Origin of the sequence: Modicisalibacter luteus DSM 23508 (assembly GCF_000378505.1) — a bacterium.
GTDB lineage: Bacteria > Pseudomonadota > Gammaproteobacteria > Pseudomonadales > Halomonadaceae > Modicisalibacter > Modicisalibacter luteus.
This window is the reverse complement of record NZ_KB899989.1, coordinates 54928-74017: the sequence shown is the minus strand read 5'-3', so window position 1 is coordinate 74017 and position 19090 is coordinate 54928. Positions and strand designations below refer to the sequence as shown.

Annotated in this window: 13 protein-coding genes; 9 read left to right on the top strand and 4 right to left on the bottom strand. The window is 59.8% G+C overall.

Annotation, left to right across the window (positions count from 1 at the left end; translation table 11 throughout):
- Window positions 1–40: 40 nt before the first annotated feature.
- Window positions 41–778 carry an arginyltransferase gene (locus F568_RS0100390; protein ID WP_019016717.1) on the bottom strand — a complete coding sequence of 246 codons (738 nt, stop codon included), beginning with the start codon at window positions 776–778 and terminating at the stop codon, window positions 41–43.
- A complete protein-coding gene (gene aat / locus F568_RS0100385) occupies window positions 768–1490 on the bottom strand; it encodes a leucyl/phenylalanyl-tRNA--protein transferase (RefSeq protein WP_019016716.1) in 723 nt (240 codons plus the stop codon). Before aat ends, F568_RS0100390 begins: the two co-directional genes overlap by 11 nt.
- Before the next feature lie 243 nt (window positions 1491–1733).
- Here aat and F568_RS0100380 point away from each other — a divergent pair, with 243 nt between their 5' ends.
- Both F568_RS0100380 and lolA read left to right on the top strand, forming a co-directional pair.
- Window positions 1734–5081, top strand: a complete 3348-nt coding sequence (locus F568_RS0100380) for a DNA translocase FtsK (protein ID WP_019016715.1) — start codon at window positions 1734–1736, stop codon at window positions 5079–5081.
- A 163-nt stretch (window positions 5082–5244) separates the two neighbouring features.
- A complete protein-coding gene (gene lolA / locus F568_RS0100375; protein ID WP_019016714.1) occupies window positions 5245–5877 on the top strand; it encodes an outer membrane lipoprotein periplasmic chaperone LolA in 633 nt (210 codons plus the stop codon).
- A 64-nt stretch (window positions 5878–5941) separates the two neighbouring features.
- Here lolA and F568_RS0100370 read toward each other — a convergent pair whose 3' ends face one another.
- Window positions 5942–7279, bottom strand: a complete 1338-nt coding sequence (locus F568_RS0100370; RefSeq protein ID WP_019016713.1) for a replication-associated recombination protein A — start codon at window positions 7277–7279, stop codon at window positions 5942–5944.
- 310 nt (window positions 7280–7589) lie between these two features.
- Between F568_RS0100370 and F568_RS0100365 the strand changes: the two genes are divergently transcribed.
- From F568_RS0100365 to F568_RS0100335, 7 genes are all read left to right on the top strand, one after another.
- Window positions 7590–8135 carry a hemerythrin domain-containing protein gene (locus F568_RS0100365; protein ID WP_040475743.1) on the top strand — a complete coding sequence of 182 codons (546 nt, stop codon included), beginning with the start codon at window positions 7590–7592 and terminating at the stop codon, window positions 8133–8135.
- A 313-nt stretch (window positions 8136–8448) separates the two neighbouring features.
- Window positions 8449–9342, top strand: a complete 894-nt coding sequence (locus tag F568_RS0100360; RefSeq protein WP_019016711.1) for a LysR family transcriptional regulator — start codon at window positions 8449–8451, stop codon at window positions 9340–9342.
- The gene (gene murI, locus F568_RS0100355; RefSeq protein WP_019016710.1) at window positions 9339–10136 is read left to right on the top strand and encodes a glutamate racemase; all 798 of its coding nucleotides are present in this window, start codon (window positions 9339–9341) and stop codon (window positions 10134–10136) included. Before F568_RS0100360 ends, murI begins: the two co-directional genes overlap by 4 nt.
- A 52-nt stretch (window positions 10137–10188) precedes the next feature.
- Window positions 10189–11295 carry a tRNA (uridine(54)-C5)-methyltransferase TrmA gene (trmA, locus tag F568_RS0100350; RefSeq protein ID WP_019016709.1) on the top strand — a complete coding sequence of 369 codons (1107 nt, stop codon included), beginning with the start codon at window positions 10189–10191 and terminating at the stop codon, window positions 11293–11295.
- 207 nt (window positions 11296–11502) lie between these two features.
- Window positions 11503–16341 carry an NAD-glutamate dehydrogenase gene (locus tag F568_RS0100345; RefSeq protein WP_019016708.1) on the top strand — a complete coding sequence of 1613 codons (4839 nt, stop codon included), beginning with the start codon at window positions 11503–11505 and terminating at the stop codon, window positions 16339–16341.
- A gap of 164 nt (window positions 16342–16505) precedes the next feature.
- The gene (locus F568_RS0100340) at window positions 16506–17546 is read left to right on the top strand and encodes a hypothetical protein (RefSeq protein WP_019016707.1); all 1041 of its coding nucleotides are present in this window, start codon (window positions 16506–16508) and stop codon (window positions 17544–17546) included.
- A gap of 120 nt (window positions 17547–17666) precedes the next feature.
- The gene (locus F568_RS0100335; protein WP_019016706.1) at window positions 17667–18671 is read left to right on the top strand and encodes a quinone-dependent dihydroorotate dehydrogenase; all 1005 of its coding nucleotides are present in this window, start codon (window positions 17667–17669) and stop codon (window positions 18669–18671) included.
- A gap of 135 nt (window positions 18672–18806) precedes the next feature.
- Here the strand turns inward: F568_RS0100335 and rmf are convergent, their stop codons facing one another.
- A complete protein-coding gene (gene rmf, locus F568_RS0100330) occupies window positions 18807–19013 on the bottom strand; it encodes a ribosome modulation factor (RefSeq protein WP_019016705.1) in 207 nt (68 codons plus the stop codon).
- Between the last annotated feature and the right edge of the window lie 77 nt (window positions 19014–19090).

Sequence of the window (19090 nt, the reverse complement as noted above, 5' to 3'; positions counted from 1 at the left end):
ATTGTGCCGCATGCCGAGCATTAAGGCAAAAAGCACAGCTTCAGAGGGGGATGGCTAGACGCCAGTGTCGCCCATCAAGATATTCCAGCGGCTGAAAGGCCCGTTTGTAATTCATCTTGCGTGATTCGCGTATCCAGTAACCGAGATAAACGTGTGGCAAGCCGAGTTCGCGTGCCATCTCGACCTGGCGCAGTACGGCATAGACGCCCAGGGAGCGGCGTTCGAACTCGGGGGCAGGGTCGAAGAAGGTATAGATTGCCGACAGGCCATGGCTGAGGTGATCGATGGCCGCAACCGCCAACAGTTGTTCGTTGAGACGAAACTCCAGTAACCGCGCATAAGGATGGTCGAGTGTCAGGAACGTGCGGTACTGCTCATGGCTTGGGGGATACATGTCGCCGTCAGCATGTCGCGTCCGGATGTAGCGAGCATAAAGCTCATAGTGCTCGGCGTCGAAGGCGGCGGGGCATTCCCTCATCGTCAGGTCGCCGTTGCGCCTTAGAAGCTTGCGCTGCGTGCGATTGGGAGAAAACTCATTGACGGGAATACGTACAGAAATACATGCGCTGCAGCCTTCGCAATGAGGGCGATAGAGGTGGCGACCGCTGCGACGGAAGCCGAGGAGCGCCAAGGCGTCATAGACGTTTTGTCCCGGTGACTCCTGCGGATCCAGAAACAGCGTGGTTGCCTCTCGCTCAGGCAGGTAACTACAGGCATGAGGCACTGTCAGGAAGAAGCGCAGGTCCCGCGCCGGCTGTTGCGGTGCGCTACTGCTCACGTTGGGTGATCTCCTGCATCACTGGCGAAGTGGCGTACATGTCCCAGCTCAAGGCCGGTTGGTCGACATATTCCTCAAGATAGACGATGAAATCGTTGCGGGCGATATCCCTTGCGCCCAGGCTGACGAGATGCGGCGTATGCATTTGACAGTCGATGAGTCCGCCCCCGTTGGCCTGCATGTATCTCGTCAGGTGTACCAGCGCCACCTTGGAGGCATCGCTTTCGACGCTGAACATCGACTCTCCGAAGAACATCCGGCCCAGAGAAATACCGTAAAGGCCACCTACTAACCGCTCGTTTCGCCACACTTCGATGGAATGGGCGTGGCCCAGCCGATGCAATTGGCGATAGGCCTGTTGCATCGGGGCGGTTATCCAGGTTCCCTCGGCATCGGCGCGGCTGGTGGCGCAGGCATTGATGACGCCATCGAAGTCATGGTCACAGGTCACCTTGAATCCTGCGTTGCGCATACGCTTGGCCAAGCTGCGTCGCACACGGACCTCTGCCGGAAACAGCACCAGGCGCGGATCAGGACTCCACCAAAGAATGGGCTGACCTTCCGAGTACCAAGGAAAGATCCCGCGTCGATAGGCGGCAAGTAGCCAGTCGGGCGTCAAGGCACCGCCGGCTGCCAATAGGCCGTCCGGTTCATCGAGTGCGTAATCCAGAGGCGGAAAGGCGACAGGCTGGGAAGGTAGCCAGGGCAGCATAGGCATGGGTCGATTGGCTGATGTGATTGCCGTTCAGTCTGACGGCCTTTTGGAGCGATCTCAATGCCCCCGCCATGCCGTGAAGTGATCGTATGCTAACCCCTGTGCCACGCGGTTCAGGCTCGGTATGATGTATCCCTTGAAAAGATAAGCCATGTTCGCCTGTGGCTCGAGCGATAAGCGCCTGGTTTTGGTGAGCATGGTATTGAAGGGGGTAGTCAATTGAGCGCCAAGAAGAAACCCGTGAGTCGCCGTGCCACGGCGACCCAGGCCAAGGAGAAAGCCCGTCGTTTCGGCCTTCGCCTGCAAGGAGCCACTCGCGAGGGTGCGGTGATCTTGCTGCTCGCCGCATGCGTGTTCCTGCTGTTGGCCATGTTCAGCTATACGCCCCAGGATCAGGCGTGGACCTATAGCGGTCCTGAACAGGAATTAGATAACTGGATGGGGATCATCGGGGCCTGGTTGTCCGATGTGCTCTATTCCCTGTTCGGGGTCAGTGCGTTGTGGTGGCCCGGTATGCTGGGGTTTGCCGCTTGGCGTCTGATGCGCCTTCGCGAGATCCGGTTGGAATGGGATGCCACGGCATTGGCGGTACGGGCCGGCGGCCTGGTTCTATTGTTGCTGGCTACCACGAGTTTGGGGGATATGCATTTCTATAACCCCCAGAGCGACCTGCCATACTCATCCGGGGGAATTCTGGGGCAAGGTCTCAACGATACGCTAGCCCCCCTGATAGGCATGCGTGGGGCCACCTTGCTTGCGCTGGCCTCTTTCCTGTGCGGCTTTCCCTTGTTTACCGGCATGTCATGGCTGACCGTCATGGACGAGATCGGGCTGAGGGTACAGCGGGGCCTTGGTTGGATCGCGCGCCAATTCGGAGGCGCCCGCGATCAACTCGCCACGCGTCGCGAGGCCCGAGAAGAAGCCTTGCAACAGGGGGCGCAGGAGGCTGATGCGGACGAGGCCGGAGGTACCGAGGAATCGATTCCTTGGTGGAAGCGTTGGTTGGGTCGAGGTCGGGCTCCCGAGCTGGAGCGTTGGGAGGCTGAGCCCGCTCTGGCTGGGGGGCAGCGTCTCGAGCCTCAGTTGAACGGGGTCGAGGAGGGGCGAGCATATGCGGAACAGCGCGAATCCCTGCGTACCGAGCGCGATACGTCCATTCCCTGGGATATTCCCGAGCGCACACCCTCGGCAAAGCAGCCAAGCGCTGCGTACACCGCTCAGGAGGCTCGGGTTAACGCAGCTGCCAATACCGCGTCAGCTTCTGCTGCAGGGGACGAACGGCAGCCACAGCAAAAGCCCGAAGAGGATACTTCACGGTCCAATTTCAAGGCGGACGTGACACGCCGCCGCTTTGCCGAGCCCGGGATAGGCGACAAGTCAGCAGAGCGCTCCGTGCATGCGCCTGCCGAACCGATCCTCCCCGAGGATGACGAACCGGAAATTCCGTCCAGCCTGGCACGGCCCATCGCCGCTGAGCCTGGGGATCGACAGGCAGCATCTCCATCACCTGCGGCTGTGGCGAGGCCGGAAGCGTCCCGCCAGGATAGGCAGGCGTCGTCCCTGACACCGTCTGATTCGGAGATGACGTCCTCTGAGCCGGAGATGAATACTTCGGGAAATCGCGTGCCGGAAGCCGAGGCATACACCGATACCCGGCAAGAGCCCGTCATGTCGGAAAATAGTGCAACGACTGACGAGAATGTTTCTGAGCCGCGCCGAGCGGCGCCAGCCATCGGTTGGGATGATTGGGACGAAACGGAAGAGGAAAACCCGCAGCCACCGATGCGTGAGCCACGCATAAGTTGGAACGATGCCATGGCGAGCGACCCTGAAGAGAAGCCTGCTGCCGGTGATTCTAGTGACATGGCCAGCAAGGCGGAGGAGACGGTTCAACGCGAGGAAACCGACCCAGGGAAGACTGCCGTCTCTGCCGAGGCGGCCGAAACGCAAGATGTATCGCCTCGCCTGGCCAGTGCGGAGCAGGCCCGTGAAGCGACCGTAGCCCCGGATGGACCGACGCTATGGACGGTCGAGCATCTTCAGAACAACCGGCCTGTCATGGACAACTTGCCTGAGCCTGATGGCAAGCTGCCCTCCTTACGGCTGTTGACGCCACCGGATCCCGCTCAGCCCAACTATACGCCACAACAGCTCTCCGACATGGCCGAGCTGCTCGAGGTTCGCCTGCGCGAATACGGTGTCAAGGCTGAGGTTGTCGAGACCTGGCCGGGGCCGGTCATCACGCGTTTCGAGATCAGGCCGGCCGCGGGGGTCAAAGTCTCCAAGATCAGCAATCTGGCCAAGGATCTGGCACGCTCGTTAATGGTCAAGAGTGTGCGTGTGGTCGAGGTAATTCCCGGTCGTCCTACCGTGGGTATCGAAATACCTAACCCCAACCGGGCAATGATCCGTCTGCGAGAGGTGATTGACTCCGATGCGTACCAGCAGGCTGGCTCGGCGCTGACCCTGGCGCTGGGACACGACATCGGTGGTGGCCCGGTAGTGGCCAATCTGGGCAAGATGCCGCACCTGCTGGTCGCCGGTACAACCGGCTCGGGCAAATCGGTGGGTGTCAACGGGATGCTCATCTCGATGCTGCTCAAGGCGACGCCCGACGATGTGCGCATGATCATGGTCGATCCCAAGATGCTCGAGCTATCGGTTTATGATGGCATCCCGCATCTGCTGGCGCCGGTGGTCACCGACATGAAGGAGGCGGCCAACGCGCTGCGCTGGTGCGTGGCCGAGATGGAGCGGCGTTATAAACTGATGGCCGCCATGGGAGTGCGCAACATTGCCGGCTTCAATGCCAAGCTCGATGAAGCCGAGCGGGCGGGGGCGCAGGTGGCCGATCCACTATGGGAGCCGCAACCCTGGCAGATGCATGAGCAGCCGCCGGTTCTCGAGAAGCTGCCTTATATCGTGGTGGTTATCGACGAATTCGCCGACATGTTCATGATTGTCGGTAAGAAGGTTGAAGAGTTGATTGCCCGTCTGGCCCAGAAAGCACGTGCCGCGGGGATACATCTGATCCTGGCCACGCAGCGTCCGTCGGTGGACGTGGTGACCGGCCTGATCAAGGCCAACATTCCTACGCGCATGGCCTTCCAGGTTTCGTCCAAGGTCGATTCCCGCACCATTCTCGATCAGGGAGGGGCCGAGGCGCTGCTGGGGCATGGCGACATGCTTTACCTACCTGCGGGTTCCGGCATGCCGACTCGTGTTCATGGGGCCTTTGTCGATGACGACGAAGTCCATCGGGTCGTCGAGGACTGGAAACGTCGTGGCGAACCCGAGTATATCGACGAAATCCTCACTGGCGGGGTCAATGCCGACGCGCTGACAGGGCTCGAGGCCGAAGGCAGTGGCGATGGCGACGATGCCGAGCAGGATGCGTTGTACGACGAGGCGGTCATGTTCGTTACCGAGTCGCGGCGGGCTTCCATTTCCGCCGTACAACGCCGTTTCAAGATCGGCTACAACCGTGCGGCTCGCTTGGTCGAGTCCATGGAGGCAGCAGGTGTGGTCTCGTCGATGGGCACCAACGGTAGCCGCGAAGTGCTGGCGCCGCCCCCCGTCGGTGACTGACCCGTAGGGTTGAATCAAAGCGGTGGCTCGTAGCCACCGCTTTGCATTATGCAGACAATGAGGACATCCGTTGCGCCGTGCAGTCATCGTCGACGCGTTGCGGTCCAAAGTCTGGCGGAAACGAAACACGCACCGTCCGACTGGAGTGAACCAAGGAGAAGGCATGAAGTTGATCAAGAGCCTGGCTGTACTGGGTGTTGCCCTGATGGTGCCCATGCTGGCCCACGCCGACGAAGAGGCGGCCGAGCGTCTGACTCACCTGCTCGAGCCGTTGAAGACCTATTCTGCAGATTTCGACCAGCAGATTCTCGACGGCTCCGGTCAGCGCTTGCAGGAGGCCAGCGGTCATATCTGGCTGTCGCGTCCCGGGCAATTCCGCTGGGAAGTCGAGGCCCCGTATCATCAGGTCGTGGTGTCCAATGGACAGGAGGTGTATCTCTACGATCCCGATCTCGAGCAGGTAACCATCCAGCCACTAGATACGCGCGTTACCCACACACCGGCGCTGCTGCTTTCGGGCAAGGCCAACGCATTGACTGAGAACTACGAGGTGTCTCGTCAGCAGCAGGGCACCACGGAAACCTTCACCTTGTTGCCCAAGTCACCCGATACGCTGTTTGAGGATCTCAAGTTGACCTTCCGCGGCGAGCAGTTACGCGGATTGCAGATGAGCGACAGTACCGGTCAGCGCACGGCGATTGCCTTCGCCGATGTCGAGGCTAACGCCCCAGTCGAGTCATCCCGGTTCGAGTTTAATGTACCTGAAGGGACCGACGTGATTCAGGAAGCTCATTGAATATAGCGTCAGTATCGAAGAAAACCCCGGTGAGCGCCGCTCACCGGGGTTTTTGTTATGTAGATCACCCGGCCTGGTTGTCTGCCTGGTTGTCCAGTTCGGCGCGGTAGTCGAGCATCTGTTTGAAACGTTTTTCCTGCCCGTACTCGCTGGGTTCGAAGAATCTCATGTGAGGTAACCGATCCGGCCAGCAGTCATGGGCGCTGCCCGCCGGGTAACCGTTGGGCTCGTTGTGCGCATAGCGATAACCCTCGCCATGACCTAGCGAGGCCATGAGTCGGGTCGGTGCATTGCGCAAATACGTTGGTACCTCGATATCGGGATGTTCGGCCACAAAGCCCTTGGCGCGTTTCCAGGCCTGGTCGATGGCGTTGCTCTTGGGCGCCACGGCCAGGTGAATCGCGGCATGGGCGATGGCACGTTGACCCTCGTAATCGCCGAGGCGCAGGTAAGCGTCCCATGCGGCCATGACCAGCGGCAGGGCACGGGGTTCGGCATTACCGACATCCTCCGAGGCGATGGCCGCCAGGCGACGGATGACATCCAGTGGGTCGCCGCCGCCCTGCATGAACTGCGCCATGTACAGTAGTGCGGCATCGGGCCGTGATGAACGCACCGACTTGTGGATCGCCGACAGTAGATCGTAATAATGATCGCCCTGCTTGTCGAAGGCGCTGGCCTGGTGGCCGATGACCTCGGCCAAGGCATCCTTGATCAGGCGCTCCTGACCCCGATCCTCCACTGTAAAGTCGCAGGCCGTCTCGAGCAGGCCGAGGGCGCGTCTGGCATCACCGGCGCTCGCTCGTGCCAGGATGGCGAGCACCTCATCCTCCACCTGGATATTGCGCTGGCCCAGGCCTCTCTCCCGATCTTGCAGGGCGCGCCGCATCACAACGATCAGGTCGGCCTCGTCGAGCTTCTTGAGCACATAGACGCGGGCTCGCGAGAGCAGCGCCGAATTGACCTCGAAAGAAGGATTTTCGGTGGTGGCGCCAATGAGAGTCAGCAGCCCCGACTCCACGTGAGGCAACAGAGCGTCCTGTTGGCTCTTGTTGAGACGATGGATTTCGTCGAGGAACAGCACCGTGGGGCGCTGCTGACCTTGGGCGGCCCGTGCACGCTCCACGGCGGCTCGAATGTCCTTGACGCCGGCCATGACCGCCGAAAGATGCTCGAGCTGGGCCTCCGAAGCATCAGCAAGAATCTCGGCAAGTGTCGTCTTGCCAACGCCGGGGGGGCCCCAAAGTATCATGGAGCGGAGCGTGCCGCTCTCGGCCATGCGTCGCAGTGGCTTGCCTGGCCCGACCAGGGCCTGTTGGCCGATATAGTCGTCGAGGCGCCGTGGTCGCATGCGGAATGCCAAAGGGGCGCTATCTTGTGAGGCGTGACTGAACAAGTCCATGGGAACCGTTGATCCAGTGGTTGGAGTCGCCAAGGGCGCGTTACTCAAACGATACCATGCGTTGGCTGCATGCCGAGGGAGTGCGTATCGTCTTTTGCTTTTTCAACGAGCGTAATTTCGATATAGCCACTAGGGTAAACATTCAGGTTCGTGTAGAGAGACTACAGGTTCACCGTTGTGCCCCGTGACTCTTGCGGAATGCGGGGCATGGACGGCTGCAAGAAGGTACAGGTCATCGCCTAAACTGTAGTCAGCGTGGCGATATCCCCAACGTCGGTCCACGTAAGCAGAGGAGATTCCTACCATGCCCATGCTCACTCAACTGCGCCAGGATCATGCCAACATGGCGCGGCTGTTGCACGTGCTCGCGATCAAGCACAAAACGCTGGACCATGGCGAACGTCCCGATTTCCACCTTGTACGTGAAGTCGTGGATTACATTCTCGATTACATGACGGGGTTTACCGTGCCGCTGGAGCGAATCTGCAGCGAACAATTGCTGACCAAGGTTCCCGAGGCCAACACGCTGGGGTGTCGACTCGCCGAAGACTACCAGGCCCTTAACGAACGCCTGGCCCGCCTCTCCCAGGATATCGACATGATTCTCATGGATGCCGTGGTCCCCATGGATCGTTTCGCCGACGACCTGAAAGCCTATCTCGATGCGCATCGCGCCTACCTGCGAGCAGAGCGGGAAGAGTTGTTTCCCCTTATGCGTGAATACCTAGACGAAGAGGAAATGCAGGTGCTTGCCGATTCGCTACCGGAGGGAGCTCAGGCCGAACTGGAGCGTCTTCAAGAAGCCTACCCTGAACTGTATACCGAATTTCGGAATGCCCCCTCGCCCCTGGCCTGAGCTTGCCTAGGTAGAGGCCGGTCTTCTTAGGCCGGCCTCTGGCGTTCAACTGAGGCAGTTCACCCTCGCGCGTCGTGTGGGACATGACGCTGTCGCCGCTGTTAGGGCGCTGACCGATCTGCTTCCGAGGCAGGGTCGACAGTTACCCAGAACCTGACGGACGTAAGAAGGGCGGCTGCCATTCATCCGGTCATCGCCTGAGTCACGATTCGAACCATGTAAAAATAACCAGCGCTTGGAGGCCGATGAGGGTCGGGCCAGTTTGACGTCGGTCAGGTAGAATGCGCACCAGTGGAAACGGTGAGGGATAGGGATGGACCGGCTTCAGGCAATGCAGACCTTTCGGGCCGTGGTCGAGGCCGGCAGCTTCGCGGGCGGTGCCCGGCGGCTGGGCCTGTCCAATGCCATGGTCAGCAAGCAAGTGGCGCGTCTGGAGGAGCAACTCGGGGTAAGGCTGTTGGCCCGGACGACACGGCGCCTGCACCTGACGGCCGAAGGGGATCGTTACCTACGCGGAGCGGCGCGTCTGCTCGACGAACTGCACGAACTGGAAGCAGGGCTGGGTGAGCAGCGGGGAGAAATCCGTGGCAGGCTGCGCCTCTCGGCGCCGCTCGATTTCGGCGTTCGCGAATTGGTGCCGGCGCTGCAGGCTTTTGAACACAAGCACCCGGCCGTGCGCCTGGAAGTAATGCTGGAAGACCGCCGTGTCGATCCTCTGGCCGAGGACTTCGATCTGGTCGTGCGCATCGGTGAACTCGAGGACTCGAGCCTGATCGCGCGCCGTCTGATGACTATGCCAATGCATGTCTATGCAGCTCCCAGCTACTTGGAGCGCTATGGCGTTCCGCATCATCCCGATGAGCTACGTGCACATCGTTGCCTACATTACAGTCTGCAACGTGACGGACCCAGCTGGACTTTTCTGGTCGATGGCAAGCTGCAGCGCTACCGTTTCCAGCCGATAATGACCTGCAATAATGGCGGGGCGCTGGCCGAAGCGGCGTCACGTGGCATGGGCCTGGTCTATAAACCGGCCTTTCTGGGCGAGCCGGAAGTTGCCAAGGGGCGACTGGTACATGTTCTGGATGATTTCGTGACCCCTCCATTAGGGGTGTACCTGCTCTACGCCGAGCGCGCCCTTATGCCGGCTCGCCTGCAGGCGTTGATCCATACGCTTTGCGACTACTTTTCCGGAGAGAACGGATGAGTGGGCCGATCCTCGTCTTCGATTCCGGTGTCGGTGGGTTGTCGGTTGCATCAGCAATACGTCATCACCTGCCGCACGCCGCTCTAGCCTATGTCTGCGACAACGCCATGTTGCCCTATGGCACCAAGCCCGACGCTTGGCTGGTGGGGCGAATCGTCGATGTCTGTCTCGCTGCCGTGGATGCCTGCAACGCCTGTGCCCTGGTCGTGGCCTGCAACACGGCAAGTACGCTGGCCCTGCGCGAGCTGCGTAGCCGGCTGGATATCCCCGTGATTGGCACCGTACCTGCCATCAAGCCAGCGGCCATGACCACGCGCAGTGGGACGATCGGCTTGCTGGCGACATCGGCCACCGTACATCGCCCCTATACCGATGCCTTGATTCGTGATTTCGCCGCCCAATGCCAAGTGGTGCGAGTTGCGGCCGATGGTTTGGTTACCCTGGCCGAACGCAAGCTGGCCGGCTTGGGGTTGGATGATGCGCTTCTGTCCGCAGAGCTGGCGCCGCTTTGGGCGCATCCCGAGCTAGACACCGTTGTTTTGGGGTGCACGCATTTCCCCCTGTTGATCGATCAGTTGCATATGCAGGCACCGAGGCAGATCGGCTGGGTCGACTCGGGCGGGGCCATCGCTCGTCGTGTCGTTGCCATCGTCACATCAATGGCGAAGGGCAGCGGTCCAGGTGCGGCTTGGGCCACGGCGCCTACGCCGGCGTTGGCCACGGCGCTGTCGGGCTACGGCTTTGCTGCTCCTCAAGGGCTCGAGGTGAGAGCCGTGCCGCTGACCCTGCGTTGATTTTTACTTTCCGTTCTTTATTTATCTTCTTTTCAACAAGCAAGGAGACTACGTGGCCATACCCGTCGTCGAACCCGAGCGTTACCAGGAACAGCTGGACGCCAAGCGCGAGTCGCTCGTCGAACGCTTCGCACCTTTCGAGCCGCCAGCACTCGAAGTGTTTGCTTCACCGCCCAGTCACTATCGGCAGCGCTGCGAGTTTCGCGTCTGGCATGAAGGTGACGACCTGTATTACGCAATGTTCGAGGTGGACCCCGAGGATCCCAAGACAAAGTCGGTCATACGAATCGATCAATACCCTGTCGCCAGTCAGCGTATCAATGACTTGATGCCTCAACTGCTCGATGCCATCCGTGATAATCCCGTACTGCGGCGCAAGCTTTTCCAGGTCGAATTCCTGACGACACTTTCCGGCGAAGCGTTGATCACCATGATCTACCACCGGCCGCTGGACGAAGCTTGGGAGCGGGATGCACGCTGGCTGCAGCAGCATCTTGACGTTTCCATCATCGGTCGGGCCCGCAAGCAGCGACTGGTCCTGGATCGCGATCACGTCTGGGAGCGGCTCGAGGTTGATGGCCGGGTGCTGCAATATCAGCAGGTGGAGAACAGCTTCACCCAGCCCAATGCGTCCATCAGCCAAGCCATGCTGCACTGGGCGAGAGACGTGACTGCCCATAGCCAGGCGGGCGATCTCGTCGAGCTATATTGTGGCAATGGCAATTTCACCGTCGCGCTGGCCGAAAATTTCCGGCGTGTCCTGGCCACAGAGATTTCTCGCACGTCGGTGGCGTCTGCCAATGTCAATCTCGAGGCCAACGGCATCGCCAATGCTGTGGTGGCGCGCATGTCCGCCGAGGAGTTCTCCTTGGCCCTGGCCGGCGAGAAAGGCGGCCGTAGAGTGGCTGAGATGGCGCTGGACGACTACGATTTCTCCACGGTACTGGTCGATCCGCCCCGAGCAGGGCTGGATCCACAGAGCTGTGAGCGTCTCAGGGAATATCCGCGCATCGTCTATATTTCCTGCAATCCGGCGACCTTGTTCGACAATCTGCAACAGTTGCACGATACCCACGCCATCCGACGCTTCGCGCTGTTCGATCAGTTTCCCTGGACGAACCACTGCGAATGCGGCGTGCTGCTCGAAAGGCGTGCCTGACCCGAGAGGGCGTATACCGAGAAAGGCGAGGGATTGCCCTGTAACGAAAAGTCAAGAGGCAATGCGCAACTGATATGCTCCATGAAAGTTGGGGCATGACGATAGGGTTGTCCGGGGAGCTGGGGTACGCTCGCATAACGCGACACACTCGTCGCGCCGATGAACATCCCTCCGGTCAATGATGACCGGGTGCAGCCGAGGTGATTGATGCAACACGTCGCAATCGATGGCAAACAGGAATTTCTTGCCCAGCTTCGCGAGCAACTCGCCAAGCGCCTTCCCCAGGAAAAAGTGAAGGCGATTGCAGCCTTCGCCGAGGATTTCTACGCCAGCGCCCCTTTCGAGGATCTCGCCGAGCGTCACATCGATGACATCTACGGAGCGACCCTGGCCGTCTGGCACTTCATGCAGCAGCATGATCCCCAGTCACCCAAGGTCGCGGTCTATAACCCCGATTTCGAGAAGCATGGCTGGCAATCCTCGCATACTGTGGTCGGCGTTCTGCAGCGGGACATGCCGTTTCTGGTCGACTCGGTGCGCATTGAACTCAATCGGCGCGGCATCACCGTCCATGCCATCCACAATGCCGTCATGGCCGTCGAGCGCGACCAGCAGCACCGCCTGAAGCGGGTCTCCGCGGCTAATGCCAAGAACGCCCCCGAATCCCGCGAATCGGTGATCGTCATCGAAATCGATCGCCACTCCGATTCGGCGGTGCTCGAGGATCTCGAAGACAGTATCCGCGATGTGCTGCGCGACGTGCATACCGCTGTCGAAGATTTCGACGCGATGCGCGATCGGGTCGCTGCCGCGCTCGACGAGGTGAAGGCGTCACGACCCGCTCAGATCGAGCCGGACAACCATGAGGAGGCAATCGCCTTTCTCGAGTGGTTGAGGAACGACAATTTCACCTTCCTGGGGTATGACGAATACGAGGTCGTTCGGGAAGAAGGGCAAGATCAGCTTCGTCACGTCAAGGGCAGCGATCTGGGCGTTTTCAAGCTGGACCAGCCTCGCTACCGAGAACGTATTCGCAACGATCTGGGCATCGAGGGCGATCATTACGTACTGGTTCCCCAGTTGCTGTCGTTCGCCAAGAGCGCCTACCACTCACGTGTCCATCGCCCGGCCTATCCTGACTACATTTCCGTCGATCGTTATGATGCTGAAGGTAACGTAATCGGCGAGCGGCGTTTTCTCGGGCTGTATGCCGCGGCGGTTTACAATGATTCGCCGCGGCACATCCCTATCCTGCGCAAGAAAATCCAGGCCGTGATCCAGGCGACGGGCGTCGACCCGCGTGGCCACGATGGCCATCAGCTGCGCCAGATTCTCAATGTCTACCCGCGCGACGACCTGTTCCAGATTTCCACCGAAGAGCTGACACGCACCACGCTGGGTATCCTCAATATCCGCGAGCGGCGCCGGGTGCGGCTGTTCATCCGCGAGGACCGTTTCGGGCGATTCTATTCCTGCCTGGTCTTCGTGCCCCGAGATGTGTTCTCGACCGACTTGCGCGTGCGAATCCAGAACCTGCTCTGTGACGAGCTCGATGCTACCTTTGGCGACTTCAATACTTACCTGTCCGAGTCGGTGCTTGCACGGATCCAATTGATCCTGCGCTTCAATGGCGACAAGCCGGTGGAATACGACATCCGCCGACTCGAGAAGAAGGTCGGTATGCTGTCTCGCAGTTGGCGCGACGACCTGCAGCATGCCATGGTCGAGGGTTTTGGCGAGGAACAGGCCAATCAGCTGATGGATCGCTACCGGGAGGCGTTCCCCGGAAGCTACCGGGACGACTTCTCGGCCCGCACCGCCGTCTACGACCTGCACCATATCGGTGAGCTCGAGGAGGGCCAAGCGCTGGCGCTGAGTCTCTATCGTCTGGTCGAGGAGGAAGAGGACGGTGTCAATCTCAAGCTGTTCCATGCCGACCGTCCGGTTCCTCTGTCCGACGTATTGCCGGTGATGGAAAACCTCGGGCTGCGGGTGTTGGGCGAACGGCCCTACAACATCCAGCGTCAGGATCGGGATTTCTGGATTCACGATTTCGATCTGGAGCACCACACCAACGAGATTGTCAACCTACAGGAGATGCGGGACACCTTCATCGAGGCGTTCAAGCGCATCTGGGTGGGCGATGCCGAAAACGATCCGTTCAACCGCCTCGTGATCGGGGCCAATCTGGCCTGGCGCGAAGTGGCGGTACTGCGCGCCTATGCGCGATACCTCAAGCAGTTGCGCTTCGGCCTGTCGCAGCTCTACATCGCCACGACACTGGCAAGCTACCCGGAGATCACGCGGGAGCTGGTCACTCTGTTCGAGTTACGCTTCGATCCCGACCAGCAAGCGCAGGAAAGTGAAATCGATGCCTGTCTTGAGCGCATAAACGGCCAGCTCGATGCTGTGGCCAGCCTCAACGACGATCTGCTGCTACGGCGGTATGCCGAGCTGATCCAGGCGACGTTGCGGACCAATTATTACCAGACGGATGAGAACGGGGATCACAAGGGCTACATCGCCCTCAAGCTCGAGCCGGCCAAGATCCCGGACATGCCCAAGCCGCGGCCGATGTACGAAATCTTCGTCTATTCGCCGCGTGTCGAAGGGGTGCATTTGCGCGGTGGCAAGGTGGCCCGGGGCGGGTTGCGCTGGTCGGATCGTCACGAGGACTTCCGTACCGAGGTTCTCGGGCTGGTCAAGGCGCAGCAGGTCAAGAATGCGGTCATCGTGCCGGTCGGTGCCAAAGGTGGGTTCATATGCAAGCGCATGCCCGACACCACCGATCGCGATGTCATCCAGAAAGAAGGCATCGCCTGCTATCAGATCTTCATTCGTGCGTTGCTCGATGTGACCGACAACCTCGTCGGCGGAGAGGTCGTGCCGCCCAAGGCCGTAGTGCGTCACGACGATGACGATCCCTACCTGGTGGTCGCGGCCGATAAAGGTACAGCGACGTTCTCGGACATCGCCAATGCGATATCGCTTGAGTACGGTCACTGGTTGGGCGATGCCTTCGCCTCGGGTGGGGCTAACGGCTATGACCACAAGAAGATGGCCATCACCGCGCGTGGTGCGTGGGAGTCGGTGAAACGCCACTTCCGCGAACTGGGCGTCAACACCCAGCAGGACGAGTTCTCGGTGCTGGGCATTGGTGACATGGCCGGCGACGTGTTCGGCAACGGTATGCTGCTGTCGGACAAGATCCGTCTCGTCGGCGCCTTCAACCACATGCACATATTCATTGACCCCGACCCTGATGCCGAAGCGTCCTTCAAGGAGCGCAAACGTCTCTTCGATCAGCCGCGTTCCAGTTGGGAGGAGTACGACAGTAGCCTGATTTCCGAAGGCGGGGGCATCTTCAAGCGCAGTGCCAAGTCGATCGCCATCACACCGCAGATGAAGCGGGTGTTCGGTATCGAAGCCGACAAGCTGTCGCCCAACGACCTTATCAACGCCATGCTCAAGGCCGATGTCGACCTGATCTGGAACGGCGGGATCGGCACGTACGTCAAGTCCCGTGAGGAAACCCATGCCGATGTGGGCGACAAGGCCAACGATGCACTGCGGGTCAACGGTGAGGACCTGTGTTGCCGTGTCGTTGGCGAGGGAGGCAATCTGGGACTGACCCAGCGCGGGCGCATGGAAGCTGCCAGGAACGGTGTGAGGGTCAATACCGACTTCATCGACAACTCCGGTGGGGTCGATTGTTCCGACCATGAGGTCAACATCAAGATTCTGCTCGACGATGTGGTCAAGCGTGGAGACATGACCGACAAGCAGCGCAACCAACTGTTGGCGGAGATGACCGAAGAAGTCGCCGCGCTGGTGCTGCTGGACAACTATCGCCAAGCCCAGGCGCTATCGTTGTCAAGACGCTTGGCTCAGGATGGACTGGGGCCGTTCCGCCGGTTTATCAATGAACTCGAGGCGCATGGCCAGCTCGATCGCGAGCTTGAGTTCCTGCCCAGCGACGAGTTACTGCTTGAGCGCTCCAACGCTGATGAGGGGTTGACGCTACCCGAGCTGTCAGTGCTTATCTCGTATGCCAAGAGTACGTTGAAAAGCGACCTCATCGCCTCAGAGGTGCCCGACGACCCGTATATCCAGACCCACCTCGAGCGGGCCTTCCCCAAGGTGCTTGTAGAGCGTTTCGGGAACGAGATGTACGAGCATCGTCTCAAGCGGGAGATCGCAGCGACCCAGATATCCAATGATCTGGTCGACCATATGGGCATCGTATTCATGCGCCGCCTGATGGATTCTACCGGAGCCGGACGGGCCGACATCACGCGTGCCTACATCGTGGCCCGCGATAGCTTCAATCTGGAAGGCCTCTGGCAACAGATCGAAGCGCTAGACAACAAGGTCGATAGCGAAGTCCAGTACGCCATGATGCAGGACTTGATGCGACTGCTTCGTCGTGCGACACGCTGGTTCCTGAGGCACCGTACCAGCATGACGGTCAAGGAGAGCATCGAGCACTTTGCTCCGAGGTTGACCCAGCTTCAGGAGACGATAGGTGACCACTTGCGAGGTGACGATCATGAGGCTTGGCAGGCACGCTGCGAACAGCTGATAGAGGCTGGCGTGCCTGAAGACTTGGCTAATGTCATCGCCGCGACCCGCAATCTCTATGGAGGATTGGGAATCATCGAGGCCGCCAAGCAAGCCAACGAGAAGGTTCAGCGCGTCGCCGAAGTCTATTTCGAGATTGGGCATCGCCTGGAGTTGCCCTGGATGACCGAGCAGGTCAATGCCCTCAAGGTGCGTGATGCCTGGCAGGCACAGGCGAGGGAAACCTTCCGTGACGATCTTGACCGCCAGCAGCTGGCATTGACGGTTAGCGTTCTCAACATGGAGGACAGCTCACTGGACGTAGGGCCGCGCGTGGATCAGTGGCTGGCTCGGCATTCTGATCTCCATGAACGTTGGTGTGGGTTGGTCAACGAGGTACGTCATGGCGCTCAAGGGGGCTTCCCGTTGTTTGCCGTGGCAATTCGCGAGCTGGTCGATCTGGCCGAGAGCAACGGCGAAAGCTGAAACTGCTCCTCGTTGTAACCCGCAAACCGCCCGGCCATGCCGGGCGGTTTGCGTTGACAATGAAGCTTGGCTTACTGTGCAAGGTTTAATGACAGACCACGCCAGTCGGGGGCGCTCTGGTATGCTGTGCCACGACCGGATGAATGCTATTGCAGAGAGACCCTATGAAACTTCGCGTATTACCTATCGTCGTGGCTCTGGGGCTGGTCGGCCCGGCATCGCAGGCATTAGCTGACAGTCCAGCACTGCAACGCGCCCGGGAGGCCGCTGACAAGGTCGACATGAGCAAGTATTTCACGTCGCGTACCGACGCGCGCAGCCAGAGCTTCGGTTTTGGAGGAACGCATGAGCATGCGTTCACGGTCGATAAGGCTGGTCAGTATGCCTTCACCAGCAGCACCTTGCCGGGCGCTTCGAACGATTACCGGATTTCGGCTGTTGTCCTCGACGAGCAGGGCAATGTCATGGCGCGTGGCCAAGGGCTGGGGAAAAACGGCGGGTTGCGCTTGGTCGAGCAACTCGAGCCAGGTGACTACACGTTACAGGTTACAGGACACAAGTTCGGCTCTGAGAGTGCAGGGGGTAATAGCTATAACATCGAAGTGGCGGGGCTTGATGACCAAGGGCGCCAATTGAGCAGCAAGCAAAGTGGTATTGACGGCGGATTGGGGATTCGCTTCGGCGGGCCGGGGCGTGACGGACGCACCACGGCTTTTGTGGACAGCGATGCAGTTGCCGCCATTGCTGCGCCACGCGTGGCCAACGAGCCTGCTGGGGCCAATGCTGGCGGCTCGCAGTCTACGGCTGGCGCCGCGTCTTCGCCGGAATCCTCCGCCACTCAGGCGATGGAGACGTCGAAGGCAGAGGCCATGCCGGCGGCTTTCGATGAAATCGTGGCCGACATCGATATCCGGACCCGTGGCGAGGTGCTGAACTTCGATGTCGTCGAGGCTGGCACTGTTTCCGTTACCAGCTCCACCTTTTCTGCTCGTGAAACCGAGTATCGTCTCGAAGCCAGGATTCTCGATGAGCAAGGCAAGGTAGTGGCTAGTGACAAGGCCTCGGGGTTCGAAGGCGACTTCGCCATTCGCACACGTCTGCAACCGGGTCGCTATACCGTTTGGGTGAATGGTCAAAAGTTCGGTAGCGCCAGCAGTGGCGTGAACAACTACACGTTACGTATCCAGCAGCTCGATACCCAGTAAGCGTATACCCGATATCCTGTGCCCTGCCTGTGTGAGTGTTCATCGTTCCAAGGACACTAAGCCTGGCGGGGCGCTTGCGTTATACTCTCGGCGTTTTTCTTCGCCGCTGCCGAGTTGCCCATGTATTCCCTTGTTCGTTCACTGCTGTTCCGTTTGGATGCCGAAACCGCTCATGGATTTTCCCTTTCCATGCTGGATGCGATTCATCGCCTACGGTTGACCGGCACGCAGGCACGAGTCGATGACCCAGTGGAAATCATGGGCCTTAAGTTTCCCAACAGGGTGGGGCTTGCAGCCGGGCTGGACAAGAATGCCGATCATCTTGATGCCCTGGGTGCCCTTGGGTTCGGCTTCGTCGAGGTGGGGACGGTCACGCCCAAGCCTCAGCCGGGCAATCCCAAGCCCCGCCTGTTCCGCCTGCCCGAGCAGGGTGCCATCATCAATCGCATGGGCTTCAATAACGCCGGTGTGGATCATCTGGTGCGTAACGTGCAACGCAGTCATTACGATGGAATCATTGGTATCAACATCGGCAAGAATCTGACGACGCCGGTCGAGCGGGCCGTAGACGATTACACGATCTGCCTGCAGCGGGTACACGCTCATGCCCATTATGTGGCTGTGAACATTTCCTCGCCCAATACCCCCGGATTGAGAAACCTGCAGTTCGGTGAGCATCTGGACAACTTGCTTGGTGCACTGCGTGAGCAATGCTCCCGGCTCGACCGGGAAAGTGGACGACGCGTCCCGCTCGCGGTCAAAATTGCTCCTGACATGGATGACAACGAGACCGCCCTTGTGGCCAAGGCCTTGAAGGCCAACGGTATCGATGCCGTGATCGCCACCAATACTACGGTGTCACGAGATGCCGTGATTGGTTTGCCGAATGCCGAAGAGCAAGGGGGATTGTCGGGCAGGCCGGTATTCGAACCCTCCAATACAGTGGTTCGCGCCTTGCGTCGCCATTTGCCTTCGATGCCGATCATTGGCGTCGGGGGGATCGACAGTGGCGAGACAGCCCATGGCAAGCGCGACGCCGGTGCGGACCTGGTGCAACTGTACTCGGGCTTCATCTATCGCGGGCCTGCGCTGGTTGCCGAATGTGCGAAGGCGCTTAAGGTTTGATTGAAAAGGGGTAGTCGGATGGAAAACAGAAAGGCCCGCTATGCAGGCGGGCCTTGAAGGGTGTCATCCTTCACCGAAGCACATGCCGGTAGCGGGGGTTCCGACAACCGGTGAAACGGTGAGCATTCGGATGGGTCACATGACCATGGGGTTTTTGTGCAGTCCGGAGACGCCGGTCATGCCGGCCCAATGATCCCCACGACCTTCACGCCAACCGCTCATCCAGTACTCACGCAGATTCACGTCCTGACTGGGACAATCGTCACGAGAGCGACCAGTGATACCGGCCTTGTAGCCGTGAACATAAGCACGCTGGAAGCGATCACGTTTCTGTCGTTTCATCGGATGGCCTCTTTGAAGAACCGATTTGGATATCGAGACTTTGCGAAGGCGAAACACGTCGTGCAATACGCTTGGCG